Here is a 26,603-nt window from a genome sequence, read left to right as displayed (position 1 = left end):
ATAACAATATTTGTCATTTAATTTTTCCCTAAATATAGTCATAATTTTATGGGCGAATAAAGTATATTTAAATATTTGTTTGCCCTCTCAAAAAAAAAGATAATATTTGATGAGATTAAATACCAAAAACCTTTGCATAACAAAACATTATCCAATTTATAATTAATTTTTAACTTAGATAATTAAGTAAATTATTTAACAGGTTTTTGCCTCAAAATATTGATTTACAAAATAAGTACAAGATCGTATACAACCAAATAAATATTCAGCAGCAGTTTTGATTATAAGGGGCAAAAAATTGCTCCGATCGACATCGCATGTTCATAATAGTTTACTCTTGTTACAGTCATAAATCCGTCACTCACCAGAGGAACTTCTTACTGATTAGCAGGTCTAATAGATAGGGATGTTCTAAAGTCAGTGCGTTCTATGAGTCAATCGATTCCTCTATCCTGGTCAACGGTTGATGCGAGGCTTCCAGAAGCGTCAGTGCAAGTTGACAAACTCTCTAATCACGATTTAATTTTGCGCTGTCAAACTGGAGTGCGGCCAGATCGTGTTGCGTTTGCGGAACTTATGCGTCGCTTTCAGACTCAAGTTGATAGAGTTTTATATCACCTCGCTCCTGATTGGGCTGACAGAGCTGATTTGGCTCAGGAAGTTTGGATTCGAGTATATCGGAATGTTAACCGATTACAAGAACCAGCTAAGTTCCGGGGCTGGTTAAGCCGTATTGCGACGAACTTGTTTTACGATGAGTTACGCAAACGCAAGCGTGTTGTTAGTCCCTTGTCGCTTGATGCTCCCCGTACGCTAGATGATGGCGAAATGGATTGGGAAATAGCTGGAGATACCCCAGGACCAGAAGAAGAGCTAACAACGAGAGAATTTTACGAGCAACTTCGCTTGGCGATCGCCGATTTACCTGAAGTATTCCGCACTACAATTGTTCTGAGAGAAATCGAAGGAATGGCATACGAAGAAATTGCCGAAATCACTGGTGTTTCCTTAGGAACAGTTAAATCGAGAATAGCCAGAGCTAGATCCAGATTGCAAACTCAATTGCAGAATTATTTAGATTCGTAACAAATGCTGATGTCTCCTGCCTCTGCTAAGATGGCAGTATTTAAGGATTAATTTCCATAAAATTTAATATAATTTTAGAGTGCTTCTGCCGCCAGGAGAAAAATTGATTAATTTCTCATCCCTGTCCGCTCGTTTAACCCGTGTTGGAATTGGTAATAATGTTAAGATGACTACTGATTCTCAGTTTTCCGCTCGCTCGGATTTGCAAGCCAATTTTGATGTGCAAATGCCGGGAGTTAAACAAACCAATGAATCTACGGGTGCTATGGATATGGTGAAGCGCGATCGGTTCGAGTTATTAAGTGCTTACCTCGATGGTGAGGTGACAGCTGCCGAACGCAAACAAGTTGAACAATGGCTGGCAAATGATGCCTCAGTCAAACTATTGTATGCCCGACTGTTAAAGCTACGGCAAGGCGTGCGGAATCTTACAGTACCACAGCCATTACAGCCAATAGAAGAAACAGTCCAGCAAGTAATGGCTTCTTTACGTCGGAGTTCCCGGCTAGCCTGGGTATGTGGAGGTACTGCTGTCGCAGCTTGCGTCATTAGTGCGCTTTCTGGCTGGCTACCAGGTGGAGATTTTAAAATGGCTCAAAAACCTTCAATCCAACCGACACAACAGACACCTTCTTCTGTTGCCACTTCACCACTGATGGTTGCCATTAATACTCCTGTCTTCCCCATTCCCAAAACAGCAGAAGCATCTCCGGCACATCCAGTTAATTGGCTTGTACCTGAATCAGCAAAGACTGAACAGGAACTAAATTAATTCCGGAGTTAATCGTTAACTCCGCTTTTGATAATGCTAAGTGTTAAGCCGCAGCCACTCCACCAGCCATCACGCTGTCGTCGGCTGCTTTTTAATTGACTAAGTTGGTTCTCGGTCATTAAATAGACCCAGGCAATACCAAGCGATCGCTGTTGTAGATCGTATATTTCAAGTTATTGTCGATTATAAAGGTTTTGTGACATTTGTCTAGAGGGCTGGTAATCTCCTAGAATATCTAGGTTATTTAAAACCTCTGCATCAAAAAAAGTCAGTAAATATCCGTAGACGAGGCTATCTCCTAGGCTCATTGCTGGGTAGCCCATCGGCAAAGAAAATAGTTTACCAAAAGTGTAAGCCTTCTTCGCATTTACCACTTGAAGCGCACAGTATCTTTGATAATTTGCTTCACCTGGTTTAAGCGTGCCGTAAACAAAGACTTTTAGCATCAAAAATCCTCAATACTAATATTCCGCTCTTTTATTGGATTGAGTAAATTATGAATTGTTCGATGCATATGATTGTATATCTTCCAATAGACATCTGGTAGAAATTAATTATGTGTTGCCCGAAACCCTTGATTAGACTATTCTGTGCTAGACATCTGGTAGAAATTAATTATGCGTTGCCCGAAACCCTTGATTAGACGTAGCACAGAATAGTCTCTACGTATGACTCTGGAGATGTCCAATACCAATTGCTCGAATTTTTCGGTTGCTCTTTTGGCAAAGAGCAAGAATAGTTTTTGATTAATAATTTTTTACCTTATATTAATTAGGAATAATATGAATTTATGATAATTTGTGAATCAATGTAACTATCAAGCAGCAAAATTAGAAAATGGCTGGCATGGCAAACTGAATTTAGTGTATGCCGACTTTCTGGGGACAACTGCCCTAATTCACAACTCGCATCAAGCCCCACTGAAGGTACAACGCCCATTTTATCCAGAAGGACAGCAAGTTTGTCATAGCGTCATTTTACATACGGCTGGGGGCGTTGTGGGAGGCGATCGCATGACTCTTAATTTCCACCTGCAACCGAACGCCCAAGCATTAATTACTACAGCCGCTGCTAGTAAAATTTATCGCAGTAACGGCACTCAAGCAAAACAAAGCGTCAATATACAAGTTGATGCTGGTGCTTGTTTGGAATGGTTTCCCCAAGAAACGATTGTTTTTAACGGAGCAATTTATCGGCAAGATTTACGGGTAGAATTAGCTACGAAAGCTAGTTATTTAGGCTGGGAAATTACTCGATTTGGTCGCAGTGCTAGAGGTGAGAAATTTGTCCAGGGAGAATGGCGCAATCATACTGAAATTTGGCAGCAAGGCAAACCGTTGTGGATTGATAGACAATGGCTACCAGGTAGCGAAGAAGTTTTTCATAGTCCTCACGGCTTGGCTGGGCAACCAATTACTGGTAGTCTAGTTTGGGTAGGACAACCAGTTTCAAAGGAACTTGTCGAAAAAGCCCGTTCTTCATTCACTCCTAACTCCTCACTCCTAACCCCTCACTCTTTAGTTGGGGTTACTCGTTTGGAAAATGGATTTTTATGTCGATATCGTGGTTGTTCGACATCTGAGGTGAGAAACTGGTTTATTGATGTTTGGCAGCTGCTGCGGATGTCTTTTTTGAATCGTGGAAATTGTATACCTAGAGTTTGGCAGGTTTAAACGAACCGCCAAGACGCCAAGGACGCCAAGAGAGGAGGGAAGAGGGGGAAATGCAACTGACGCCGCAGGAGAAAGATAAGCTGTTGATTTTTACGGCTGCGTTGTTAGCAGAAAGGCGTAAAGATAGAGGTTTGAAGTTGAATTATCCGGAAGCGATCGCTTATATTTCTGCTGCTATTTTGGAGGGTGCGAGGGATGGGCAAACTGTTGCTGAATTAATGAGTTATGGTACAACTCTGTTAACAAGAGATGAGGTGATGGAAGGTGTGCCGGAAATGGTGCATGAGGTGCAAGTTGAGGCGACTTTTCCTGATGGCACAAAGTTGGTAACTGTGCATAATCCAATAAGATAAATCTCACGCAAAGACGAGGCAGTGCGTTGGACGGGTCTCCCGGCTTGAAGCAACTGCCGTAGCAGAGGGGCAAAGTATGATTCCTGGAGAAATTATTACGTCTGATGGGGAAATTGAATTAAATGCGGGTCGTGAAACTGTAAGATTGCTGGTGGCAAATACAGGAGATAGACCAATTCAAATTGGTTCCCACTATCACTTTTATGAAGTTAACGCGGCTTTAAATTTTGATAGGGAACAAGCAAGGGGAATGCGTCTTGATATTCCTGCGGGGACTGCTGTGAGGTTTGAACCAGGGGATGAAAAAGAAGTTACTTTAATTCCTCTTGCTGGTAGTCGGCAAGTTTACGGTTTTAATGCCAGAATTAATGGTCAATTATAAATCGCTTCTAGGCTATAACCATCTCTGGTTTGGAATCAGGTGATGCTGGTTCAAAATGCAACACCATAAATTGCTCTGTTCTTAAACCGAGAGATTCGTAAGTTCTTCCATTGCGTAGGCTTTGCCCAACCCAGGCATCGCTAAACTCGACTTCAAACGCAGCACCATCAGCCAAGACTTCAACTACTGTGCCAACTTGTCCGCGCCACAGGTTACACTCAGGAAGGTCAATTGTTAATGCAACTACATCAAGTAACTTTGGTGTGTTTATCGTCATTTATTATTACCTCCAGATATTAAAGAGGATAACAGGTTGTTAATCTCGGAATGTTAGGTTAAACTGCTTTATCGCGTGGTTCCGAACTTTTACTTATATGCTCAATAAATTCTGGATAATTCTCTAAATCGTCTGGAGACTGCAAAGCTGGCATTTCAATCCAAGTTGCTTCTGCGTGTAACTTATCCACATATACATGAAAGGCTTCTTCATCTTCTCGATGAGCAAGAACGTAAGCATGTAATTCTTTGCGGTTCATTGTTTTGAAGTCAGGCTTACTCATCCTACATACCTCCACTTGCCATTAGGATATATTTCAATGATATTCTCTTCACCTGCCAGAAAGAAAATATTACCCGTTCGCTCATCGATACGAACTAGGTTGATAGGCAAATATAGTTTGCTGAACCAGACACATAAATTGAAGCATTGCGTTTTCTGCTCTGCCGTGGGAAGCTTTGACACACCTAGCTCATAACTCGCTTTTTAAATTAAAGTGTAGCATTCTTGTCTACTTCATGATGAAGTGTGATCGCCTAAGCGCATAAACCCAAATTATCGAAAGCGCGATCGCATAATATCACTACTGATTCAATTCCTTAATAATTTGATTGCCAGAATCTATTACTTTAAGAATAGTCTCTTTTGATTTCTGTATTTTCATAGTATAAATCTTTTTTAGATTAAGGAGTTCTATATCTTCTGAAACCGTAAGATATTTATTAGCCCAAGCTGGTGGTTCTGCTCCGAATGCAAGAGTACTACCTTGATATTTTGGCTTCGATTCAATAGATAAAGCTTTTGATTTAAAAGTAAGTATTTTTTTGCAAATCTCTTCGATCTCATCCAACTGCTGATAAAAATATTGGATATGTTGCATTAGTTCTTTGCTACTCTCAGCTAAAGATAAACGGTATGATATATTCTGCCATACACTACGATTTTGGCTAAGGCATGATTGCCATTTTTCAGATAAATACTCTTTATTACCCAGATAAAGAAGCTTTTGAAGTAAATTACAGTCTTGCTGTATCTCTAAGTTTAGAAGATATCGGATAGATGCAGTTTCCTTGTCGTCTGTGCTGTCAAAAGCATTTTCCGGACTTGCTTGTGTAGTAGGTTCATCAATATCGAGCGCGATCGCTTTCCAATCTAATTTTAACTTTTCACAAATCCGCACAAACAAGTCACTTTTAACACGCTTACCGTTAAAAAAATGACTTATCGGCTGACGAGTCACGTCTAATGCATCAGCTAGCTTCTGCTGATTCAAAGAAGTACTAATTAAAGCCTCTTTTGCCATTTTTATTCTTTCTGGGGAAATTTGTAGCGACGACATATTCCAACAACAAACTTTTTACGAATTATACCGATATTAAACAAAATCATACAAAACTCACACATTACAAAAGCCTAGCGATTACAACATCTGAGAGATTTTAGAAGGGCAAAAGGAAATTACTACTTACTGGAGTATTCGTCATGCTCGAAACACTAATTCCTCTGTTGATCTACAAATCTGCTGAAATTATCTTTGGACTGTTGCTATAAAAAATCTGGACTTGGGTACTGAGTGATGCTCACCTTAAGCGCAATAGTAAATCCTTGAAAATCAAGTTACTCGTTCTCTATCTAGATTGGATTTTGCTTAACACCCCGCTAAAATCGTTACCTAAGGAGCCAAAAGATAGTAATTCCCAATCTACATAGCAGCAAGCTTTTACTCATTCTCATCCATCCTCTGCTAACTTTTGCGTCACTTTCCGTTTAAACTCAATTCTAACCTCGATTAATAGCAATTATGCCTTACAGAATGTCCCGTCGTGCTTACGCAGAAACTTTCGGTCCCACTGTCGGAGATAAAGTCAGACTCGCAGACACCGAATTATTTATCGAAGTTGAACAAGATTTCACAACTTACGGCGATGAAGTGAAATTCGGTGGTGGTAAAGTTATTAGAGATGGGATGGGACAATCTCCGATTTCTAATGCCGATGGTGCGGTTGATTTAGTGATTACCAATGCTTTGATTCTCGATTGGTGGGGTGTTGTCAAAGCAGATATTGGCATTAAAGATGGCAAGATTTTCAAAATTGGGAAAGCTGGAAATCCTTATATTCAAGACAATATAGATATTATTATTGGTCCGGGAACTGAAGCTTTAGCGGGGGAAGGAATGATTCTCACCGCTGGGGGTATTGATACGCACATTCATTTTATTTGTCCGCAACAAATTGAAGTGGCGATCGCTTCCGGAATTACTACGATGATTGGCGGTGGTACGGGTCCTGCTTCCGGTACAAATGCGACAACTTGCACGCCTGGACCCTGGAATATTTACCGAATGCTCCAAGCTGCTGATGCTTTCCCTGTAAACTTAGGATTTTTAGGTAAAGGCAACACCAGTCAACCTCAAGGACTGGTGGAACAAGTTAATGCGGGTGCGATCGGCTTGAAATTACATGAAGATTGGGGAACTACGCCAGCGACAATTGATACTTGCCTCACCGTTGCTGATGAATACGATGTGCAAGTCGCAATTCACACCGATACTTTGAATGAAGCCGGTTTTGTGGAAGATACGATCGCTGCTTTCAAAAATCGCGTTATTCATACATACCACACTGAGGGCGCAGGTGGAGGACACGCACCCGATATTATCAAGGTTTGTGGGGAAGCGAATGTTTTACCATCTTCTACCAATCCGACACGCCCTTACACGGTAAATACTTTGGATGAACATTTGGATATGTTGATGGTGTGTCATCATCTCGATCCAGCGATCGCTGAGGATGTCGCTTTTGCTGAGTCGCGCATTCGTCGGGAAACCATCGCTGCTGAAGATATTTTACACGATTTGGGCGCCTTTAGTATGATTTCTTCCGATTCCCAAGCGATGGGACGGGTAGGGGAAGTGATAATTAGAACTTGGCAGACGGGGCATAAAATGAAGGTACAGCGCGGAAGCCTTACAGGAGATGGGCAAGCTGATAATAATCGGGCGAAGCGGTATGTTGCTAAGTATACGATAAATCCGGCGATCGCTCACGGAATTGCTCAGTATGTTGGTTCGGTGGAAGAGGGTAAAATAGCAGATTTGTGTTTGTGGCGTCCCGCTTTTTTTGGCGTCAAGCCTGAGATAGTAGTTAAAGGGGGAATGATTGCCTGGGCGCAAATGGGTGATGCTAATGCGAGTATTCCCACACCACAACCTGTACATATGCGTCCGATGTTTGGCAGTTTTGCAGGTGCACGTCATGCTACTTCATTTACTTTTGTTTCCCAAGCAGCGTTAGAAAGAGAAATTCCTAGTCAGTTAGGTTTGCAAAAGCAAGTAGTTGCAGTTTCCGGGACACGTCAATTGAGTAAGCGGGATATGAAGCTGAATGACGCGCTACCTCACATTGAAGTTGATTCGGAAACTTATGAAGTACGTGCTGATGGAGAGTTGCTGACTTGCGAACCGGCGACAGTTTTACCAATGGCACAAAGGTACTTTTTGTTTTAAGACCGACGACGAGCAACGCACCGATCGCGAATGAGCGCAATCTGACATCGTAATACCATTTCTGTATGAAAATGCGCCTAAGAGCGTCCACGCAGGTAAGCTCTGTTCGTTTATTTATATCTTGCACCTTTACGCATAAACAATGAATCGAATAGACATAGACGTGAAAATGAATGTAGAGACTATTCTGTGCTACGTCTCTTGGGGTTCAGATAACGCATCATTAATTTCTGGAGATGTCTAATAGTTTTCAGTAGCTAATGTAACCTCAATAAAATATTCTCAAACAGTCCTCTTTTAGAGGACTTTAGCTATAAGACAGGGACTTATAGTCCCTGACGATCAAGAACGTAGTCGGAAAAACTATGGTTCGTTATTCAATTATTTTTGCGCTCATTCCTAACGATAATGCTTGCAAAAAATAAGATTGAAAGCTTTTTTCTTCGCTTTTTAGAATACTTCTTTCCTTATGCCTATACCTAATACTACCCCCACTTCGTTTACTTGCTCAACCTCAGTCTCATCAGTCACCTGAGCAAGGTTCATCCACGTTCCTTAAGATTGCCATAGCTTTCATTTAACATCCTGCTAGTAAATTGGGAATGGCTGATGACAGTAAAAATGCGGTGGTGTACTTAAGGAGGAAAAGTGGGGAAATATTTAAATTTCTATTTAACAAAAGAGGTTGTGAGCTTTCAGTTAAATAAAGCGCTTAACTGGCTATCTCATGGTTGGAGGCATAAGTTACTAATACGCTTATCCGTATTGGTACTTATGACCTTTTTCTTAACCTTAACAGTCCATTCCATAGCAGCTCAGTCAGTATCAACCACACCAAGACCGAAAGTGATATTGATTTCACTGGATGGTGCAACTCCAGATTTTGTTGAGCAGTATCTTGCGAAAGGTGTCCTTAGCCCAAAACAGGGATTGGGACTGATTAAGAACAAGGGTGTTTATGCGGAGCGAAACATAACCTGTAGTGCATCTCTGACTGCTGCTTGTCATGTTGCGATCGCCACTGGTTCTACAGCCGCACGCAATGACATTAACTCTAACACATTCCACCTGGTTGCTAGTCCATTTACTTCTAACATCAGCGGTTTTGGTGCTCCTATTGGAGGCTATTCTACCACTGAACCGACTGAAAGTTTGGAACCTACTGCTGAACCGCTTTGGATTGGACTTCAGCAAAATGGCAAGAAGGTTGTTGCTGCTACCTTTCCCGGAGCAGATGGAGTTAATGTCCAAGTACCGGGTTTAACTAACAGCCCAATTATTCAAGCTGCTAACAAAAGAACTGTATCCTACACAGTCCCCTTTGGAGCTTTTGCTGGAGTAGGTGCTCAAGGTTTTAGTCTGACCGCAGCTGATTTTAGCCCAGCTACCAGCCAAACAGTTAGTCAACTTAAGGCTGCCCGAAAGTTTTCTTACAGTCCGATTAAGCAAGCTTCTTTAAGCGATCGATTTACTGTTGGTGGTGTCAGCTATAACATCCAAGTGGCTGCACTAGACACCACTAAAGATCGCCAAACCAACTATGACACGCTGGTATTTTTTGATGCAACCATTGGCATTCAACCTGGACCTTTCAGCTTGCCTTCAACTGGTGCTGCATACGTCAGAGCGCGGGATAATAAATCTAGTCTGTTTTACCTGGAAGGTAGTTCTAATCGGGCTGGAACTGCTTTCTACGTCAGTAACCTTGCTGCTGATCTCAGCACCGTTAGGATTGCCCGCTATTCTGCCAATTTCATTCCTACCAATTCGGCAGTCCAAAATAGTGTTAATGACATCCTTAATAACGTTGGTTTCTGGGCACCGCAAGCTGATTTCCGCATTACAGAAAAACTCAGTCCTGGATTTACCAATTTCCCCGACACTGAGCTAGAAGCTATTTATGAAGACCAGGTTGAACTTTTTGTAGATTACCAGACTAGGGTGGCTACCAGAGCAATCAATCAAAATCCTGATGCTGATTTGGTAATGGTTTATATCGAGCAACCTGATGGTTCTGAACACCAGTTCCTCCTGACTGACTCTCGTCAGGCAACTGATCCTACTAATCCAAACACAATTGGTGCGGGGCAAGATTCAGAAAAGGTAGCTCGCTATCAGTCCTATGTCCAGACTGCATATGAGGCTGCTGATAATGCTGTGCAACGTCTCATCAATGTAGTTGGTACAGATAAAAAAGGTAAACCGAAGAGCAACATCATTGTTGTCTCAGACCACGGCTTTTCCAGCTTCCATACAGCAGTTAACCTGAATAATTTCCTCAGGAGTAGAGGTTTTGACTTAAATAAAGTTCGAGCGGTAACATCGGGTCCAGCAGCCAATATCTACATTAATCTTCAAGGACGTGAACCTAATGGCATTGTCAGTCCGGTTGAATATGTCACTCTCCAACAGCAAATCGTTACAAGTCTAAAGGAATTCGTGGATACAAATCCCAACTATGCACTGGGAGGACTACAAGCTATTTTCGACAAGATTTATCCTCGTCCGCTACCAGATAATCTGAATGACCCAACATTCGGCTTGGGTACTAGCGAATTTGTTGGTCAGGATACTGGTGATGTGTTCGCGATTATGAACGACGGTTATAACTTTGATGGAACTCAAAGTCCTGTTATTACTCGTTTGGGAGATACTGATAATTTAGTATTTTCAGTGCCTAATTTCTATGGCGCACATGGCTACGACCCCACTATATCAAAGCTGAGTGCCATTTTCTATGCCGCTGGTCCTGACATTAGTCGTCGTGGTAGTATCGGTACTATTTACAATATTAATGTAGCCCCAACAATCAATGATTTACTAGGTGTTGCCTCTGCCCCAACGGTTCAAGGTCAGATTATCAATCTTAAAAAGGGTCGGTTTTCTAATTAAAAGAATGGTATTGCTGAGATTTCGCTAGTTATAAATCAAATAATTCCCATTCTCAAAACCACTTTTATTCTTACTGAGTGGTTTTTTTGTGCTGCTGACATGCACTAACTCGGCGTAAAGCTAGGAGATGTCTCAAAATATTTGAAGAGCGAAAACATGAGGTAAATACTAAGTAATAATAGAATGCAATATGAGTATTGGGTAGCTTAAATGACAGATACGCCAAATCTACCGTCAGCATATATCGTGTTTCAGGGTGGTGGCGCACTTGGGATGGCTCATCTCGGTGCGTGGCAGGAGGTGTCGCAAGAGTTCAACATCTCTACACTCGTCCGATCGGGCTTAACACCAACCGTATTGCCTCATAAGTAGCCACCGCACGAAACATTGACTTCAACATCCTCAAGCTTCAACTCGCCAAAAAACGATCTCAGTCGTAGGGTGATGTGGGTGCGTACATGATGACGTTACAGTGTGAGAGCTTGGGGCTGTTGTTTCTTGGTTATTTCTTAGCAGTGTGGCTCTGGTTATCAAATAAATCAATTGAAGGCAAGCATTTCAGGACTAGCCCTTTCAAGGTGCAAGTCGAAGATATTGCATCTCAACAATAACCACCGATAATTAAAGGACGTGCATGAGGTAGTTTATCTTAGCTAATTCAGCACATTTGAAGTTACCTAGAAAAAGTTATCAGACGATTTTATTTTAGATGACGAGCCAGTGGATAATATTAATCAACCACCTTAAGCTGCTGCGTTAACCGAAAGCTTGATATTTGCCGGAAATTACCCGCAAATGCCTTAATCACAACGAACTCCGGTATTTTTTATTTTAATTCATGATTGAGCAATTTACTGATTATGATAGTCCTTGGAAAGAAGTTATTGAAAGCTTTTTTCCTCGTTTTTTAGAATACTTCTTTCCTGACGCCTACATTGTTATTGATTGGGAAAGAGACTATGAATTTCTCGATACTGAACTGCAACAGCTTGAACCTGATGCAGAAATTGGCAAGCGTTTAGTTGATAAAGTAGCAAAAGTTTGGCTACTTGATGGTGAAGAAGCTTGGGTATTAATTCATGTCGAAGTTCAAGGACAATATGACAGCAACTTTGCCGAAAGAATGTATACATATAATTACCGCTTGTTTGACCGTCATAAAAAGCAAGTTATTAGCTTGGCGGTTTTAGCGGATGAATCAGCGAGTTGGCGACCTTCAAGTTATAATTATCAACTTGGGGGATGTGCTGTCAGCTTGGTGTTTCCCACTGTGAAACTTCTGGACTATGAAGCACAGTGGGAAAGCCTGGAACAAAGTACTAATCCCTTTAGCATAGTCGTCATGGCACATCTAAGAACTAAGACGACAAACCGAAATCCGCTCTTCAGGCTACAGTGGAAATTGAGCTTAGTCAGAAGCTTGTTTGAAAGGGGATATGATCGGGAATACATTTTGGGATTATTTCGGTTTATTGACTGGGTGATGGTACTTCCAGAATAACTGGCAAATAATTTTAAAACAGAATTGAGAAGTTACGAAGAGGTAAATAGAATGCGGTACGTAACAAGTATTGAAAGGCTAGCAAAAGCAGAAGGAATTCAAGAAGGAATTGAACAAGGAATTGAACAAGGAATTCTGCAAAATGCCAGAGATAGTCTAATTGAAGTTCTAGAAACGCGATTTGGAGAAGTGCCAAGTTCGATTGTAGAAATTGTTAATAAAATTGAGGAATCGGCTGTGTTAAAAATGCTTCATAAAAGAGCGATCGCTATTCCTTCCACAGCAGAATTTCAACAACTTTTGTTAAGTATCGCATCTCAACAATAATCACCGATAATTAAAGGACGTGAATGAGGTAGTAGCATTATGTTAGCTAATTCAGCCACATTTGAAGTTACTTGGGAAAAGTTACCAGACGATTTTGTTTTAGATGATGAGCCAGTGGATAATATTAATCAACCACCTTTAGCTGCTGCGTTAACTGAAAGCTTGGTATTTGCCGGTAAATTACCCGCGAATGCTTTGACTACCACTAACTACGGTATTTGTGCCACCTTAAATAATAGGTTTGTGGTGAAAGCACCTGATTGGGGATATGTACCAGCTATTCGAGTTTCACGAGAAGAAGTGACACGCAGTTATACCCCGCGACTTCAGGGTGATATTCCAGTCGTTGTGATGGAATTTATTTCCGATACTGAAGGAAACGAATATTCCAGCAAACCAACTTATCCACCAGGAAAGTGGTTTTTTTACGAACAGATTTTGCAAGTTCCCAATTATGCAATTTTTGAACCTAGTACTGGAGTACTGGAGGTGTATCGATTGGATATTTTGGCAAGATACCAAATCCAAACCCCAGATGAAAATAATCGTTGTTGGATTCCAGAAATGAACCTTTTTCTCGGTGTGTGGTCAGGTAGTCGCGAAAATCGAAATGGCTATTGGTTGCGCTGGTGGGATGAAAGCGGAGAATTGCTGCTGTGGGGTTCGGAGTTGACAACTAAGGAACGTCAACGTGCTGAAGATGAACGTCAACGTGCGGATGATGAACGTCAACGTGCGGATGATGAACGTCAACGTGCTGATAGATTAGCACAACAGTTGAGGGCAGCGGGAATTGAACCAGAGGTGTGATGTAATTTGAGATTTTGATAATAGCGATCGCTATTACACCAAGATTCCCGATTTCACGCTTGAAGTGCGGAATCTTGTTTTTGTGTTTAAGCGATGTTGTGCGATCGCTCTTTTTCTCGTCAATGTGTAGATGCTGCATCGTCTTGTCTTCAAACACTATTGATCGCTGTTAGGGTTCACGCTCAGACGCGCTAGGACTTTCAGGTTTTGTTGATCGCGACGCACTTGCAGCGTCAATTCTGCACCCACCTGAGATTTTCCAACCTCGGCTTTAGCCTCACTGATATCAGTCACAGTTTTGCCATCGATCTCTTGACAATTTTATTCTCAGGAAAAATATACTGATGGGATTTTATTTAGAAACCTTAATTTATTAAAGGTCGAAAAAAATTTAGTACCATTATACCTTCAAGCACCGCATTTATGCGTAAGCCGTTTTGAGAACCCAATTCAAAAAGCTGCCGCACAACTAAAATTCAGGAAACCAAAAAGTTTTTTAGAAGTCTTGCCATGCGGACATCTCAGCTAAATATAGGCAGAGCAGAAAACAGCCGATTAATCAGTATTTCAGCCCATGTTACTAGCGTTGGTTAGGCGATCGCTCGATCGCCAGTTTCATAAGTCCTGTTCTTATAAGCATCCTTAATGTGATGAAATAAGTATATTTTTTATTGCAAATTAGTTAGATAATATTGACTCATTATTTTGTTGTGCTATCAGGAGTTTTGAATGGGTCGCGCCAAAAAGGTTGTTCTGGCATATTCTGGTGGAGTCGATACCTCAGTTTGCATTCCCTACCTCATGCATGAGTGGGGTGTACAAGAAGTGATTACCCTAGCCGCAGATTTAGGTCAGGGAGATGAATTAGAACCAGTTCGAGAAAAAGCTTTAAAATCGGGTGCAAGTGAATCTCTGGTAGCGGATGTGAAAGACATCTTCGTTAAAGATTACGCTTTTGGAGCAATTCAAGCAAACGCTCTTTATGAAAATCGCTATCCTTTGGGAACTGCTCTTGCTCGTCCGTTGATTGCTAAGATATTAGTAGAAGCCGCAGAAAAATACGGTGCAGATGCGATCGCTCACGGTTGCACGGGCAAAGGTAACGATCAGGTACGCTTTGATGTATCTTGTGCTGCACTCAACCCAAATCTGAAGATACTTGCCCCTGCACGGGAATGGGGAATGAGTCGTGAAGAAACCATCGCTTATGGTGAACGCTTTGGTATTTCTTCGCCGGTGAAAAAAAAATCTCCCTACAGTATTGATAAAAATTTACTCGGTCGCAGCATCGAAGCTGGTGTTCTGGAAGATCCGGCTGTTGAACCACCAGAAGAAATTTATCAGATGACGAAAGCGATCGCTGACACTCCTAATGAACCAGAGTACATTGAAATCAGTTTCACTCAAGGCATTCCTACCAGCCTTAACGGTGAAGCTAAAAACCCAGTTGCCTTAATTGAACAACTCAACTCTTCAGCCGGCAACCACGGTATCGGACGGATTGATATGATAGAAAACCGTTTGGTAGGCATTAAATCGCGGGAAATCTACGAATCACCCGCAATGTTAGTATTAATTCAAGCACACCGAGATTTAGAAAGCCTGACTTTAACCGCAGATATCACCCATTACAAGCGTGGTATTGAAGAAACTTATACCCAAATGGTTTATAACGGTTTGTGGTACAGTCCACTCAAAGCTGCATTGGATGCGTTTATTCAAAAAACTCAAGAGCGAGTTTCTGGAACTGTGCGAATCAAACTATTCAAGGGTAATGCGACCATCGTCGGGCGTACTTCTGAAAGTACCCTTTACACTCCAGATTTGGCAACCTACGGAGCCGAAGATAAATTCGATCACAAAGCAGCCGAAGGCTTTATTTACGTTTGGGGACTACCAACACGTATTTGGGCACAGCAGGGTAGAAGTTAGTGGATAGTTGGAGCGGGTTAGGAATACTTTTTAACAACCAATAACGAGCAACTAACCACGCTCCAACCAACAATTAGGAAGCGATCGCTAATCTGATTGCACACAGCCTAAAAATGCGTAATCAGAAAATAGGAGGGGGAAAGGGGAAAGGAATTAATTCTTCTCCTCCCCCCTCCTCCCACCTCCTCATCTGCTTCCTACTGCCCACTCTCTAATTTCTTAGCTTGCCTCGCCTCCAACCACGGTGGTATAACTATAACTGCAACCACAATTAGCAACGCACCGATTGCAAATTGACTTGCCCAAGCAACCAATTGTTCTAAAGGAACAATTTTCCCCGCGAAGAAAGCTAATGTCACCATTGCACTAGCCCACGTAGTTGCTCCTGCTAAGTTATATACAAAGAATTTACCAAATGGCATTTCCACTATACCCGCTAGTGGCGAAGCGAAAACACGCAGCAATGCCAAAAAGCGTCCAAAAAATACAGCTTTACCAGCATTTTCACTAAATTTATCTTTAATACCCAGTAGCCGCTGTTCGGAAATCCGAAAAATGCTACCAGCTCGTAGCAAAAAAGACCAACCGCCAAATCTACCAATCCAATAGCCGCAGATACCACCAATCACAGCACCTGCGATCGCATCACCTAAAACCAGCCAATAATTCAATTCATTACTGCCAGCAAGAAACCCACCGACTAAAGTCACCGTTTCACCAGGAAGGGGAATTCCTAAATTTTCTAGCAAAATTCCCAAAAAAACAGCCCAATAACCATACTGGTGGGCAACTTCCTGGATATTTTCTAGCGATATAAACTCAAGAGACATCCAGCACCGCCATATGAAACAAATTTTTACTATTACTATCTATACTTTGCTCTTTTCAGGGTGGTGTGTCAATTAAATTTTACTTGCCATATAGACAATATTCAATAATTATGATTCATTTTTATCTAGATTTTCTATTATTCAATATCATACTTACGGATTTTCCGGGAGAAAATCCCAAAAGTTTATAAAGAATTTATAAATCTCTGGCAAAAATATAAAAATTTCGTAAAAGATACGGATGTTACCGAATTTCTTTGATGCTTATGCCTATATTAATGAAAGTTAACATAAATTATACGGCATGAATACTGATGATATCTCTTTTAAAAGCATTGCTGTGTTTACCTTGGTATAAGGATAAACCAGTAATCTTTTGATTGAAAGAAAAGCAGTATTAATGTTGTTTTCCTGTTTTTTGAAGTTTTCCAACTACCCTGTAAAATTCATGATTGCACAAGAATGTCAAGTGATTTTGTTCAAACCTCAAGGAAGCATAGACTTGAAAGGTGGCAAGGCTTTGAGCGAACAAATGGCTACTGTGAACCCCCAGCGCGATCAACTCTGGGTTATTGATTTAACTGAAGTTAATTTCATGGATAGTTCTGGTTTGGTTCCCTTAGTAAAAGGATTGAAAGTAGCCCGACAAAACGGTTGTCGCTTGGTTATTTGCAATTGTTCGGCTTCTGTGCGGTTAATTTTGGAACTTACCCAACTAGACTCTGTTTTTGATATTTTTGATACTTACGAAGATATATTCACCATTGCCAAGGATACCAGTTTGATGGTATCAGGCTGAGTTATATCTCATGGACAAAATAATGGTAAGGCGATCGCGCATGTATTCCACTACCAATCAGGCTCTAAATAAACACTTGTGTTTATTGTTGTAAATTTTATAGGCAAATATTGTATTGTCTATAAAAACTATTTATAAGGAGTTTCTACCCCTCAAGGGGGGAACTACAACCCCCTCTATCCCTTCCTTAAAACCATTTATTTATGGTTGTTTACTTTTAGAGAATAAGCAACAGCCAGTTCCACAAGACTTACTATCTTAGCATATTTTTTGTAATTATGCAGAATTAACTAAAGCAACAAGAATGCTCAAATAAACTTTTTGGCGTTGCTGAATTGAAATATGAAATTCAAAAACAAGATATCTTAAAGTCTGACTCTTTGCGGCTTTGCGGCTTTGCGTGAGCTAAATTAATATCTTGATTCAGCAACACCAACTTTTTCATCCTTCATCCTTTTTTGCTTAGGCTTTTCATCTGAACGATTAAAAAATTGACACGATTAACTTACAGCATGTCAAATTCAATCTTCTAATTTTTTGCCCCGGAGTTATGTTGCAAAGTTTCAACTTTAGGCATTCTGCGGAGTAGAAATATTTGGTTGATCGGATACTGGAGGAGAGAAATTAGGCAAATCAATACCGCTGTGACTAGATGTGCGGGTTTTGAGTGCTAAACGATAGCTGACGCTTTGCAATTCTGCTTGCAATTGGCGATTTTCCCGTTGTAGGGTTGCCACTTTTTCTCTGACTGGAGACATACGTTCCTCAAATTTGCGTCGATAAATTTGTGGTAACTCTTGTACTACTTGCTCCAACATCCGACTGCGATCGCTTAATTCTTGTACTGTCTGCCGTAATTGATAAATCTCGGCATCACGAGTCGTAATCTGCTCTTGGTAAAATGTCACTTGCTGCTCAACCGCTTGGAGTTGTTCTCGCAATGCTTGCAACTGACTCAAATCTGGTTCAGTCTCCGACCGTTGGGGCATAAAATTAGTATTGCCCTTAACTAGCCGGAAGAGTTCTTGAGATAACTGTTGCACTAATTGATCGCGAAGAAGCAACTCATTACGCAGTTGCGATGCTTCGGTAGAAAGAGTTTGGATCGTGGAGGTGTCAGCTTGGCTCACAGTAACTTACGGTTGAGTGTTAAGAATCTTTTCCACCTTAGGTATAACGGCAGTGGTACTACCCTTGGCAAGTACTTGTTAATGTAGCATTCTTAGCTAAATCCGTAAAAATAAAAAAAGGTAAATTTCTGTGAATTTCAAAAAAGATTGGGGAATGGGTAATTTTTCATTGAGAATAGGTAATGGGTAATTGAGAATAGATAATCATTTTATTTCCCATTACCCATTTCCCCTTCAGGTTCAGAAGTGACCTGGGTCGGGAAACTCAAACGCAGTGCTGGACTCACCATTACCTATTAGACATAGGTGTCGAAAAGATGTAGAGACCTAGCAATGCTAGGTCTCTACAAGCAATGCGCTAGGTCTCTACAAGCAATGCGCTAGGTCTCTACAAGCAATGCGCTAGGTCTCTACAAGGGTTCTGGGTAACGCACAATTAATTTCCACATCGGTTGTCTATTACCCATTCACAATTATGAAGCGACGACTTCTGCTTCTGGTTTTTCCTCAGGGACGTCCTGCTTAATAGTCAGGTAGCGAATTACTTCTTCGCTTAAACGCATAGCACGTTCCATCGGAGCGATCGCAGCTCCAGGTCCTGTGTAATTCATTTGGATGTAGATGCCGTCTCGGTTACGATTGATTTCATAAGCCAGACGACGCTTACCGCGATTTTGAATTTCGATATTGTCTGCACCTTGGTCTCGAAGGAAGTTTTGGTACTTATTGACTGCTTGCTCTACCTGTTCTTCTCCCAAGTCAGGACGCAGGATGTACATTGTTTCGTAAACTGTTTTCATGGAATGTGTGTCTCCTTATGGACAAAAAGGCTGCTGATGTCGGATGTCGATTTTGATCAAGTCCGCTTTGGCACTCTGACCAACACCGATAAACATACTCAAGCAACAAGGAATTATAATCTTAGCAGGTTTCTATTTTAATCAACAACACTTCTGTTTTGGTCTAGTTCAAATGTCAGACCAAGAAACTGCACGTTATTGGCTGAGTAGGTGCTTGACCTATTGCCAGCTTTTTGAATAAAGCGATAATAATTGGCTTTTTATCGCTATGGCTTGTGAGTTTAGGAATTTGGCTACAAAGAATCGCAGCTTTTAATTACAGACAATAAGGATATTCATCAAAAGTTATGGCGCAGCGCTATGTGCGAGTTCAAAATCAAGAAGGTATTATTTACTATGGGTTATTACAAATATCCCTAGATGTTCAGGTGTTGGATGCTCCACCTTGGCTGCAAGGACAACCCACTGATTTGAACTTGGAACCAGACACTTACCAAATCTTGGCTCCCTGTTCTCCCTCAAAAATTGTCGCTGTGGGCAAGAATTATGCAGATCATGCAGCGGAAATGGGTACAGAAGTACCGAGTGAGCCATTGATATTTCTTAAGCCACCGACATGTATCATTGCTTCAGAGACAGAAATTAGGTATCCTCCGCAGTCGCAACGGGTAGATTATGAAGGAGAGTTGGCACTGGTGATAGGCGATCGCACTATTGACTGTACACCAGAGGAGGCGCACTCCAAAATTTGGGGCTACACCATCGCCAATGATGTCACAGCGCGGGATTTACAAAAACGCGATGCTCAATGGACGCGAGCCAAAGGTTTTGATACTTTTTGTCCTCTGGGTCCTTGGATTGTCCGAGAATTAAATCCGGGAGCGAGATTGCAAACTTTTTTAAATGAAGATGCTCTTCCTGTACAATCTGCTTGTATCGATCAAATGGTCTTTCCTCCAGATTTTCTGATCTCTTATATCAGTCAAGTGATGACATTACAGCCAGGGGATGTGGTGCTGACTGGTACGCCTTTTGGGGTTGGTGAATTGCACGTAGGCGATCGCGTCCGCGTGGAAATTGAAGGCATTGGTCGCTTGGAAAACACTGTAACCAAACGTTAACTTCTAACGTGGCAATTGCATGTAAACTGCATCAGAAATAGCGGGAATTTCTGCGTAACGTCCCAGGAGCGACTGAGCAATAGAGTATACAACCCCTGCCATAATACCGAGAAAAATGGTAGTGGATAGGGTTTGTATCGCAAAACCACCAGCCGGAACTAGCCCAACAAGCTGGGTCAAAATGCTAAACAAAAAGATGACAATATCTAAAAGAATTGCCTGCATGGTGTTAAAACGAACAAAATGACTGATTTTTTCGTTTCTGATGACGAAGAAAAATAAAGCAAAGAAAATAATCAGTCCGGCAAAACTTACACCATAGTAAATGTTTAGCAATGGCATCAGAGGCAAAAATAGCAGTTGCAGGGGTGGAAACTGCCGTAGTAAAAAGCTCCCGAATTGAAAAACCTCAATTACAGGCAGCAAATAAGGTAAGCAAGCAAAAATGCGATCCGAAACTGTTGTAGACCCACGCCAAGACATTATGCGTTCTCCTGTGGTGAAATTTTCATAGTCACTATGAGCCTAGGATAACGCAGTTAGCAAGTCTTCTAGCAGATTGACTTATTGTATATGGGCGATGCGGAAGCCCATCATACATTCGTACTGGTCTGGCTGCTGTTCACTAAATTTCCGAATAGCTTGTCCGCAACGGAGTTGACCTTGACCCCAACGGGGTTGACCGCTTTTGTCAGCAAGTAAACAAGACTGACAAACCTTGTGAGGGTCAAGGATTTGATCTTCGATTAAAATTACTAGCATCTAATCCCTCCTCTATATCCTTATTGTTACCGACATTTTAGGGGAAGCGCAGTTTCATGTCGATATCAGTAAAGAACGTTATGATAATTAACGCATTGATTGGAGTTGTATTTAATAATAAGTAAGTCAGGACAAAATTTGTCATTGTGAAATGACACTCTTTCAAACACTTTGATACGCCAATGCTGCGTTTCACGCATCAACCGTTCGGAAAATTTTCTCTAAGGATAACTTAAGTGACTAGAAATAACTCAGAAATTCTTGCCTCTGCCGATCCGGCGATCGCGCAGTTGATTAACCAAGAACTACAACGTCAACGCGACCACTTGGAATTGATTGCTAGTGAGAACTTTACCTCAGCTGCTGTACTTGCCGCTCAAGGTTCAATCCTGACTAATAAATATGCCGAGGGATTACCTGGTAAGCGTTATTATGGCGGTTGTGAGTTCGTTGACAAAATCGAGCAATTAGCAATTGACCGTGCAAAAGAGTTGTTTGGTGCTGCTCATGCGAATGTCCAACCCCATTCTGGCGCACAAGCGAATTTTGCTGTATTTTTAACGCTGCTGCAACCCGGTGATAAAATCATGGGGATGGATTTGTCTCATGGGGGACATCTTACCCACGGTTCACCTGTAAATGTGTCCGGTAAGTGGTTTGCTGTTTCTCATTACGGTGTGAGCAAGGAAACAGAACAGCTTGATTACGAGCAAATTCGAGAGCAGGCGCTAAGGGAGCGTCCTAAGCTTTTAATTTGCGGTTATTCGGCTTATCCTCGTGTAATTGACTTTGAAAAGTTCCGCAGCATCGCTGATGAAATCGGTGCATACTTACTAGCAGATATTGCCCACATCGCGGGTTTGGTTGCTAGTGGTTTGCACCCCAATCCCATCCCTTATTGTGATGTAGTCACCACAACTACCCATAAAACTCTACGCGGTCCAAGAAGTGGTATAATCTTGACCCGTGACCCAGAATTAGGTAAAAAGCTCGATAAATCAGTTTTCCCAGGTTCTCAAGGTGGACCATTGGAACATGTGATTGCTGGTAAAGCAATAGCTTTTGCCGAGGCTCTGAAGCCAGAATTTAAAGCTTATTCGGCTCAAGTAATTGAGAATTCTCGCGCATTAGCAAATCAACTCATAAATCGCGGCTTCAAGTTGGTGTCCAATGGTACTGATAACCATTTAATGTTAGTGGATTTACGGTCTGTAGGCATGACAGGTAAGCAGGCAGAACAACTGTTGAGTGTTGTGAATGTTACCACCAACAAAAATACAGTTCCCTTCGATCCAGAGTCACCATTTGTAACCAGCGGTCTGAGGTTGGGTTCCCCAGCAATGACAACGCGGGGTATGGGAGTAAGTGAATTTACTGAAATTGGGAATATTATCGCCGATCGCCTGCTATCTCCATCGGAGACAGTAGCTGCTGATTGTCAGCGACGAGTCGCAGCGTTGTGCGATCGCTTCCCCTTGTATCCTCACTTGGAAATTCCCGTACCAGCTTTAGCATAGGGGCATAAGCTTAGGATAAAGTATGAAAGATGAAGGCTAAAAAATCTTAAACTTCATACTTTATCAGAAATTTGGGTTTAAAACCCCGTCCACTTCGGCAAGCTCAGTGCATCGCTTGTAGGACGGCTTTATATTTACCAGAGATACATTCGCCACTAAATGTATTAAAATAGTGGAATGTTAACCATGAATTACCGCTATCGAATCTACCCAAGTATCACTCAAGAGCAGTCGCTCCTTGAATGGATGGACATTTGTCGCGTTGCCTATAATTACGGGCTGCGAGAAATTAAGGATTGGTGCAATAGCCGGAAATGCATGGTTGACAGATGCTCGATTAGCCATGAATACATTATGGCTGCGGATACTTCTTTCCCTAGCGAAGTAAATCAGCTTAATGCCTTGCCAAGTTCAAAAAAGGTATTCCCTCGGTTAGGAGAAGTACCTAGTCAAGTTTTGCAGCAAGCCATTAAACAGTTGCACCGAGCATGGTTCGGGTTTCAGAACATTGGGCATGGATTCCCCAGATTTAAAAAGTTTGGGCAATTCAAATCTTTGTTATTCCCCCAGTTTAAAGAAAATCCTGTAGTTGGATTAAATATCAAATTTCCTAAACTGGGATTGATTCCGATTAACTTGCATCGCCCAATTCCGAGTGGATTTGTGGTTAAACAGGTGCGGATAATTAATAAAGCGAATATTTGGTACGCTTCTATCAATATCCAGGGTGATGTCAGCGTCCCCAATCCGATGCCACATGGACATCCCATTGGGGTGGACGTTGGACTGTCCAAGTTTTTGGCAACTAGTGACGGCATTCTCGTCAAATCGCCTAAGTTCCTGAAAGTGATGCAACGCGATCTGAAATTGCTGCAACGCAGACTTTCTCGGAAAAAGAAGCGCTCTAAAAATTACGAGAAACAGCGTATTAAAGTTGCTAGACTTCACCACACGATTGACAATACTCGCAGGGACTTCCACTTCAAACAAGCTCACACTCTTTGTGACGCTGGCGATATGGTCTTCATGGAAGATTTGGATTACCGCACTCTGGCTAAAGGGATGCTTGGCAAGCAGATGCTTGATGCTGGATTCGGACAGTTCCGAACCATCACCAAGTATGTCTGTTGGAAGCGTGGCAAATTCTTCGGCGAAGTTAGCGCTAGGGGGACTTCTCAAGAGTGTCCTGAATGCGGTGTAGAAGTCAAAAAAGACTTGAGTGTCAGAGTGCATCATTGTTCTAGTTGTAATTACATAACTGATAGAGATGTTGCCAGTGGTCAAGTAATTAGAAACAGAGGAATAGCCCTAATTAGTACCGATGGGCAGTCGGGAATCCAAAACGCCTATGCAGACGGTTTACCGGGGATTGAGATGTCTCAATCTAGGTCAAAGTCGAAAACCCGTAAGGCTTGCGTTGAGCGTAGTCGAAAGGGAGTAACTAGGAATTCTTTGAAGTGATTCAAAGAAGCTCTGCGGCGTTGATTCCCAGAGTCATGTCACTCTTTAACTCTATGGGTAGGAAGTTTGGCATTAGCTATTGCTGGCATACCCAGTGGCATCGCTTATGCCTGTGCTGCTACATCTTTGGTAAGCTTAATCAGTTGGCGAGTTTGGAAACACGCTCGACAATCTTAAAAAGTTAGGAGTAGGAGTTAGGAGTTAGGCGTAAATTTCAACAATAATTATCAACTAACAACTAACAGCTAACAACTAACAACTAACAACTAACAACCAACTACTAACAATTCCGATGAGTGCAGAAATTATTTGTGTTGGTACCGAATTGTTGTTAGGAGATATTCTTAACAGCAATGCTCAATTTTTGGCGCAAGAATTAGCACAGCTAGGAATTCCTCACTATTATCAAACGGTGGTGGGAGATAATCCAGAACGGCTGAAACAAGTTATAGAAATAGCAATTTCTAGAGCGCAAATTCTGATTTTTACCGGTGGTCTTGGTCCGACACCCGATGACCTAACATGTGAAGCGATCGCTGATTTTTTTGGTGTACCTTTAGTAGAACGCGCTGACATCATCGAAGATATTACTCGTAAATATGCTTCGCGCGATCGCTTAATGACTCCCAGCAACCGCAAACAAGCTTTAATTCCTCAAGGTGCAGAAATTTTGCCTAACCCCACTGGCACAGCACCGGGTATAATTTGGCAACCCCGTCCCGAATTAACAATTTTCACTTTCCCCGGTGTGCCAAGTGAAATGCATAGAATGTGGCAAGAAACCACAGTACCTTATCTCAAAAACCAAGGTTGGGGCAAGGAAATTATTTACAGTCGGATGTTAAAGTTTTGGGGCATTGCTGAATCTGCTTTGGCAGAGAAGGTGTCACCTTATTTGAATTTGCCTAACCCAACGGTAGCCCCTTATGCAGGAAAGGGGGAAGTACGCTTGCGAGTTTCTGCAAAAGCTGCTTCACAATCCGTAGCGCAAGAATTGATTTCACCTGTTGAGAAACAACTTAAAGACATTGGTGGGTTAGATTATTACGGTGCTGATGATGATACTCTTGCCTCAGTGGTGGGTGAGTTGTTGCGATCGCTTGGGGAAACGCTTTCAGTCGCAGAATCCTGCACTGGTGGAGGACTGGGGCAGATGTTGACGGAAATTTCTGGTAGTTCTGAATACTTTTGGGGTGGGGTAATTTCTTACGACAACTCGGTGAAAGTGAAGCTGCTGGGGGTGAACCCGGAAGACTTAGCAAAATTTGGCGCAGTCAGCGCTACCATAGCAGAACAAATGGCAATTGGAGTGCGATCGCGTCTCGCAACCACTTGGGGACTAAGTATCACTGGTGTTGCAGGACCAAGTGGGGGAACTGATACAAAGCCAGTGGGGTTAGTTTATATCGGTTTAGCAGCCGCAAATGGCGAAGTGGAAAGTTTTGAATATCGATTTGGTGCAGTGCGAGGTCGGTCTTTAATTCGTCACGTCAGCGCATGTACCGCATTAGATAATTTGCGCCGGAAGTTGTTGAGTATAATTATTCCATAAAACAAAAAGCCTATTTTATTTGATTCACAGAGGCTTTTTGTCTATTTATAGAGCGATCTCTGGTTGGAAAAAGCAACTTTTGAGCTTTGATCGGGTTAATCCATTTCACGCTCTTTTCCCCTGGAAGAAGTGCCCCAAGCAAAGCTACGGTCTATATGTATCAACCTGAAAGTAAAACGGTATCAGGCGATCGCTCCCTAGCTTTTAGCCTCAGGGCGTTTTGTTAAGTCTTATCTTCCAAAGCTGAGGATCTTAGGCATGTGTCTTAGCAGCAGAATCGCTCCGAAATTAGACAACAAACAGCTGATTGCTAGCCACATGAGGATATAAGTAGGAGCCATGACGACGCCAATCATGAACCAAGTATAGACATGCAATATCATCACTACAGCGAAAAAGGTAGCAATTGTAAACGCTTGCCATACTTGATGTGTTGGGCGTCGTAGTGCTGCCAAAATGATTGTCGAGGATGTGGCAAGTAAGTTGGCTGGCACGAGAAATGCACAAATAGTCGCGCAGTTGGCACGGGATAACTCAGTTATGGTGTTGAAATCGAGCATTAATTTGTTGGGATAATGTCAACATCTTAAAGATTTATTTATTTTAATAAATTAATAGATAACTTACTTAATCTTAGCATATCGCTGAAGTGAATAAAGTAATAATTTAACATAAATTAAAATACGCTATTTACATCCTTGACTTATTTTATAAGTTGGGGATATGAGATATCAACAACAAGAAAATAGGGAGATAGGTAGATTTCCCCCATTCCCTATTTTCTGGATTTTTAACGCCAAAATTCAAGAATTACTGCTGCTGCTAACAAACATAAGAGAATAATTCCTAACTTTTGAAACCAAAAAATTTACGCGATCGCATCCAGGAAATATTCAACCAACTTACATCTGATCAGGTGATATCTATTTCCTCTTATAACTTTATTTTAGAAGCTCTTTTCTATGCAGCTTCATATTAAATTGATATCAGGTAAGTAGGAGAACTAAATTAAACTTCAGATCGTAGTAAGGACTTTAGTCCTTAAAATGCTTTTCCAGAGCGATAAATCGCTCACTACGAACTCATATTTTATTTTATATTTAATTATGTCCACCTAC

General features: G+C 41.6%; 29 protein-coding genes. 17 read left to right on the top strand and 12 right to left on the bottom strand.

The genetic code is table 11. The features are described from left to right. The first annotated feature begins 429 nt into the window (after positions 1–429). Together sigG and OGM63_RS13155 are read left to right on the top strand one after the other, a co-directional pair. The gene (gene sigG, locus OGM63_RS13160; protein WP_263746029.1) at positions 430–1,086 is read left to right on the top strand and encodes an RNA polymerase sigma factor SigG; all 657 of its coding nucleotides are present in this window, start codon (positions 430–432) and stop codon (positions 1,084–1,086) included. A gap of 166 nt (positions 1,087–1,252) precedes the next feature. Beyond that, the gene (locus OGM63_RS13155) at positions 1,253–1,858 is read left to right on the top strand and encodes an anti-sigma factor family protein (RefSeq protein WP_263746028.1); all 606 of its coding nucleotides are present in this window, start codon (positions 1,253–1,255) and stop codon (positions 1,856–1,858) included. A gap of 173 nt (positions 1,859–2,031) precedes the next feature. Here OGM63_RS13155 and OGM63_RS13150 read toward each other — a convergent pair whose 3' ends face one another. Continuing rightward, positions 2,032–2,304, bottom strand: coding sequence for a gamma-glutamylcyclotransferase family protein (locus tag OGM63_RS13150; protein ID WP_263746027.1), 273 nt, complete (start codon positions 2,302–2,304; stop codon positions 2,032–2,034). Positions 2,305–2,658: 354 nt separating this feature from the next. Between OGM63_RS13150 and OGM63_RS13145 the strand changes: the two genes are divergently transcribed. From OGM63_RS13145 to OGM63_RS13135, 3 genes are all read left to right on the top strand, one after another. Beyond that, positions 2,659–3,531 carry an urease accessory protein UreD gene (locus OGM63_RS13145; protein ID WP_263746025.1) on the top strand — a complete coding sequence of 291 codons (873 nt, stop codon included), beginning with the start codon at positions 2,659–2,661 and terminating at the stop codon, positions 3,529–3,531. 50 nt (positions 3,532–3,581) lie between these two features. Next, positions 3,582–3,884, top strand: coding sequence for an urease subunit gamma (gene ureA, locus OGM63_RS13140; protein ID WP_263746024.1), 303 nt, complete (start codon positions 3,582–3,584; stop codon positions 3,882–3,884). Positions 3,885–3,960: 76 nt separating this feature from the next. Beyond that, positions 3,961–4,266 carry an urease subunit beta gene (locus OGM63_RS13135; RefSeq protein ID WP_263746023.1) on the top strand — a complete coding sequence of 102 codons (306 nt, stop codon included), beginning with the start codon at positions 3,961–3,963 and terminating at the stop codon, positions 4,264–4,266. 7 nt (positions 4,267–4,273) lie between these two features. On the opposite strand, the gene OGM63_RS13130 is transcribed toward OGM63_RS13135, so the two are convergent. From OGM63_RS13130 to OGM63_RS13120, 4 genes are all read right to left on the bottom strand, one after another. Beyond that, a complete protein-coding gene (locus tag OGM63_RS13130) occupies positions 4,274–4,543 on the bottom strand; it encodes a DUF4926 domain-containing protein (protein WP_263746022.1) in 270 nt (89 codons plus the stop codon). A 58-nt stretch (positions 4,544–4,601) separates the two neighbouring features. After that, positions 4,602–4,826, bottom strand: coding sequence for a DUF6887 family protein (locus tag OGM63_RS13125; RefSeq protein ID WP_263746020.1), 225 nt, complete (start codon positions 4,824–4,826; stop codon positions 4,602–4,604). Beyond that, positions 4,823–5,008 carry a DUF6888 family protein gene (locus OGM63_RS29815; RefSeq protein WP_375340483.1) on the bottom strand — a complete coding sequence of 62 codons (186 nt, stop codon included), beginning with the start codon at positions 5,006–5,008 and terminating at the stop codon, positions 4,823–4,825. Before OGM63_RS29815 ends, OGM63_RS13125 begins: the two co-directional genes overlap by 4 nt. Positions 5,009–5,126: 118 nt before the next feature. Beyond that, positions 5,127–5,846, bottom strand: coding sequence for a helix-turn-helix domain-containing protein (locus OGM63_RS13120; RefSeq protein ID WP_263746019.1), 720 nt, complete (start codon positions 5,844–5,846; stop codon positions 5,127–5,129). 498 nt (positions 5,847–6,344) lie between these two features. On the opposite strand from OGM63_RS13120, the gene ureC reads away from it, so the two are divergent. From ureC to OGM63_RS13095, 6 genes are all read left to right on the top strand, one after another. Further along, positions 6,345–8,051: an urease subunit alpha gene (gene ureC, locus OGM63_RS13115; RefSeq protein WP_263746018.1), complete on the top strand. Its 1,707-nt coding sequence runs from the start codon at positions 6,345–6,347 to the stop codon at positions 8,049–8,051. A gap of 774 nt (positions 8,052–8,825) precedes the next feature. Next, positions 8,826–10,943: an alkaline phosphatase family protein gene (locus tag OGM63_RS13110; RefSeq protein ID WP_263746017.1), complete on the top strand. Its 2,118-nt coding sequence runs from the start codon at positions 8,826–8,828 to the stop codon at positions 10,941–10,943. 197 nt (positions 10,944–11,140) lie between these two features. Further along, positions 11,141–11,311 carry a hypothetical protein gene (locus OGM63_RS13105; protein WP_263746015.1) on the top strand — a complete coding sequence of 57 codons (171 nt, stop codon included), beginning with the start codon at positions 11,141–11,143 and terminating at the stop codon, positions 11,309–11,311. Positions 11,312–11,781: 470 nt separating this feature from the next. After that, the gene (locus OGM63_RS13100; RefSeq protein WP_318528456.1) at positions 11,782–12,444 is read left to right on the top strand and encodes an RpnC/YadD family protein; all 663 of its coding nucleotides are present in this window, start codon (positions 11,782–11,784) and stop codon (positions 12,442–12,444) included. Between the two features lie 51 nt (positions 12,445–12,495). Then, entirely contained in the window at positions 12,496–12,771 is a 276-nt protein-coding gene (locus tag OGM63_RS29570) for a hypothetical protein (protein ID WP_318528455.1), read from the top strand. A gap of 39 nt (positions 12,772–12,810) precedes the next feature. Next, positions 12,811–13,581, top strand: a complete 771-nt coding sequence (locus tag OGM63_RS13095; RefSeq protein WP_263746014.1) for a Uma2 family endonuclease — start codon at positions 12,811–12,813, stop codon at positions 13,579–13,581. Between the two features lie 156 nt (positions 13,582–13,737). Here OGM63_RS13095 and OGM63_RS13090 read toward each other — a convergent pair whose 3' ends face one another. Beyond that, positions 13,738–13,875 carry a hypothetical protein gene (locus OGM63_RS13090; protein WP_263746013.1) on the bottom strand — a complete coding sequence of 46 codons (138 nt, stop codon included), beginning with the start codon at positions 13,873–13,875 and terminating at the stop codon, positions 13,738–13,740. A 435-nt stretch (positions 13,876–14,310) separates the two neighbouring features. Between OGM63_RS13090 and OGM63_RS13085 the strand changes: the two genes are divergently transcribed. Continuing rightward, positions 14,311–15,513 carry an argininosuccinate synthase gene (locus OGM63_RS13085; RefSeq protein ID WP_263746012.1) on the top strand — a complete coding sequence of 401 codons (1,203 nt, stop codon included), beginning with the start codon at positions 14,311–14,313 and terminating at the stop codon, positions 15,511–15,513. A 197-nt stretch (positions 15,514–15,710) separates the two neighbouring features. On the opposite strand, the gene OGM63_RS13080 is transcribed toward OGM63_RS13085, so the two are convergent. Further along, the gene (locus OGM63_RS13080) at positions 15,711–16,343 is read right to left on the bottom strand and encodes a DedA family protein (protein WP_263746011.1); all 633 of its coding nucleotides are present in this window, start codon (positions 16,341–16,343) and stop codon (positions 15,711–15,713) included. Between the two features lie 448 nt (positions 16,344–16,791). Between OGM63_RS13080 and OGM63_RS13075 the strand changes: the two genes are divergently transcribed. After that, the gene (locus OGM63_RS13075; protein WP_263746010.1) at positions 16,792–17,142 is read left to right on the top strand and encodes an STAS domain-containing protein; all 351 of its coding nucleotides are present in this window, start codon (positions 16,792–16,794) and stop codon (positions 17,140–17,142) included. A 569-nt stretch (positions 17,143–17,711) separates the two neighbouring features. On the opposite strand, the gene OGM63_RS13070 is transcribed toward OGM63_RS13075, so the two are convergent. Both OGM63_RS13070 and rpsF read right to left on the bottom strand, forming a co-directional pair. Next, entirely contained in the window at positions 17,712–18,272 is a 561-nt protein-coding gene (locus OGM63_RS13070; RefSeq protein WP_263746009.1) for an Npun_F5560 family protein, read from the bottom strand. Between the two features lie 473 nt (positions 18,273–18,745). After that, on the bottom strand, positions 18,746–19,072 hold the full coding sequence (gene rpsF, locus OGM63_RS13065; protein WP_263746008.1) for a 30S ribosomal protein S6: 327 nt from the start codon (positions 19,070–19,072) through the stop codon (positions 18,746–18,748). A gap of 347 nt (positions 19,073–19,419) precedes the next feature. Here rpsF and OGM63_RS13060 point away from each other — a divergent pair, with 347 nt between their 5' ends. Beyond that, on the top strand, positions 19,420–20,193 hold the full coding sequence (locus tag OGM63_RS13060; RefSeq protein WP_263746007.1) for a fumarylacetoacetate hydrolase family protein: 774 nt from the start codon (positions 19,420–19,422) through the stop codon (positions 20,191–20,193). A 3-nt stretch (positions 20,194–20,196) separates the two neighbouring features. Here the strand turns inward: OGM63_RS13060 and OGM63_RS13055 are convergent, their stop codons facing one another. Both OGM63_RS13055 and OGM63_RS13050 read right to left on the bottom strand, forming a co-directional pair. Further along, entirely contained in the window at positions 20,197–20,676 is a 480-nt protein-coding gene (locus OGM63_RS13055; RefSeq protein WP_263746006.1) for a Tic20 family protein, read from the bottom strand. An 81-nt stretch (positions 20,677–20,757) separates the two neighbouring features. Then, entirely contained in the window at positions 20,758–20,955 is a 198-nt protein-coding gene (locus tag OGM63_RS13050; RefSeq protein WP_263746004.1) for a hypothetical protein, read from the bottom strand. A 236-nt stretch (positions 20,956–21,191) separates the two neighbouring features. Between OGM63_RS13050 and glyA the strand changes: the two genes are divergently transcribed. The 3 genes from glyA (at position 21,192) to OGM63_RS13030 (ending at position 25,485) form a co-directional block, all read left to right on the top strand. Beyond that, positions 21,192–22,472: a serine hydroxymethyltransferase gene (gene glyA / locus OGM63_RS13045; RefSeq protein ID WP_318528454.1), complete on the top strand. Its 1,281-nt coding sequence runs from the start codon at positions 21,192–21,194 to the stop codon at positions 22,470–22,472. A 177-nt stretch (positions 22,473–22,649) separates the two neighbouring features. Next, a complete protein-coding gene (locus tag OGM63_RS13040; protein ID WP_263746003.1) occupies positions 22,650–23,933 on the top strand; it encodes an RNA-guided endonuclease InsQ/TnpB family protein in 1,284 nt (427 codons plus the stop codon). A gap of 292 nt (positions 23,934–24,225) precedes the next feature. Continuing rightward, positions 24,226–25,485, top strand: a complete 1,260-nt coding sequence (locus OGM63_RS13030) for a competence/damage-inducible protein A (RefSeq protein WP_263746002.1) — start codon at positions 24,226–24,228, stop codon at positions 25,483–25,485. Between the two features lie 230 nt (positions 25,486–25,715). Here OGM63_RS13030 and OGM63_RS13025 read toward each other — a convergent pair whose 3' ends face one another. Beyond that, positions 25,716–26,045 carry a hypothetical protein gene (locus OGM63_RS13025; protein WP_263746001.1) on the bottom strand — a complete coding sequence of 110 codons (330 nt, stop codon included), beginning with the start codon at positions 26,043–26,045 and terminating at the stop codon, positions 25,716–25,718. Positions 26,046–26,603: the final 558 nt, after the last annotated feature.

Origin of the sequence: Plectonema radiosum NIES-515 (genome assembly GCF_025753815.1) — a bacterium.
Taxonomy (GTDB): Bacteria; Cyanobacteriota; Cyanobacteriia; order Cyanobacteriales; family Nostocaceae; genus Hassallia; species Hassallia radiosum_A.
This window is presented reverse-complemented; position numbering and strand designations above follow the sequence as displayed.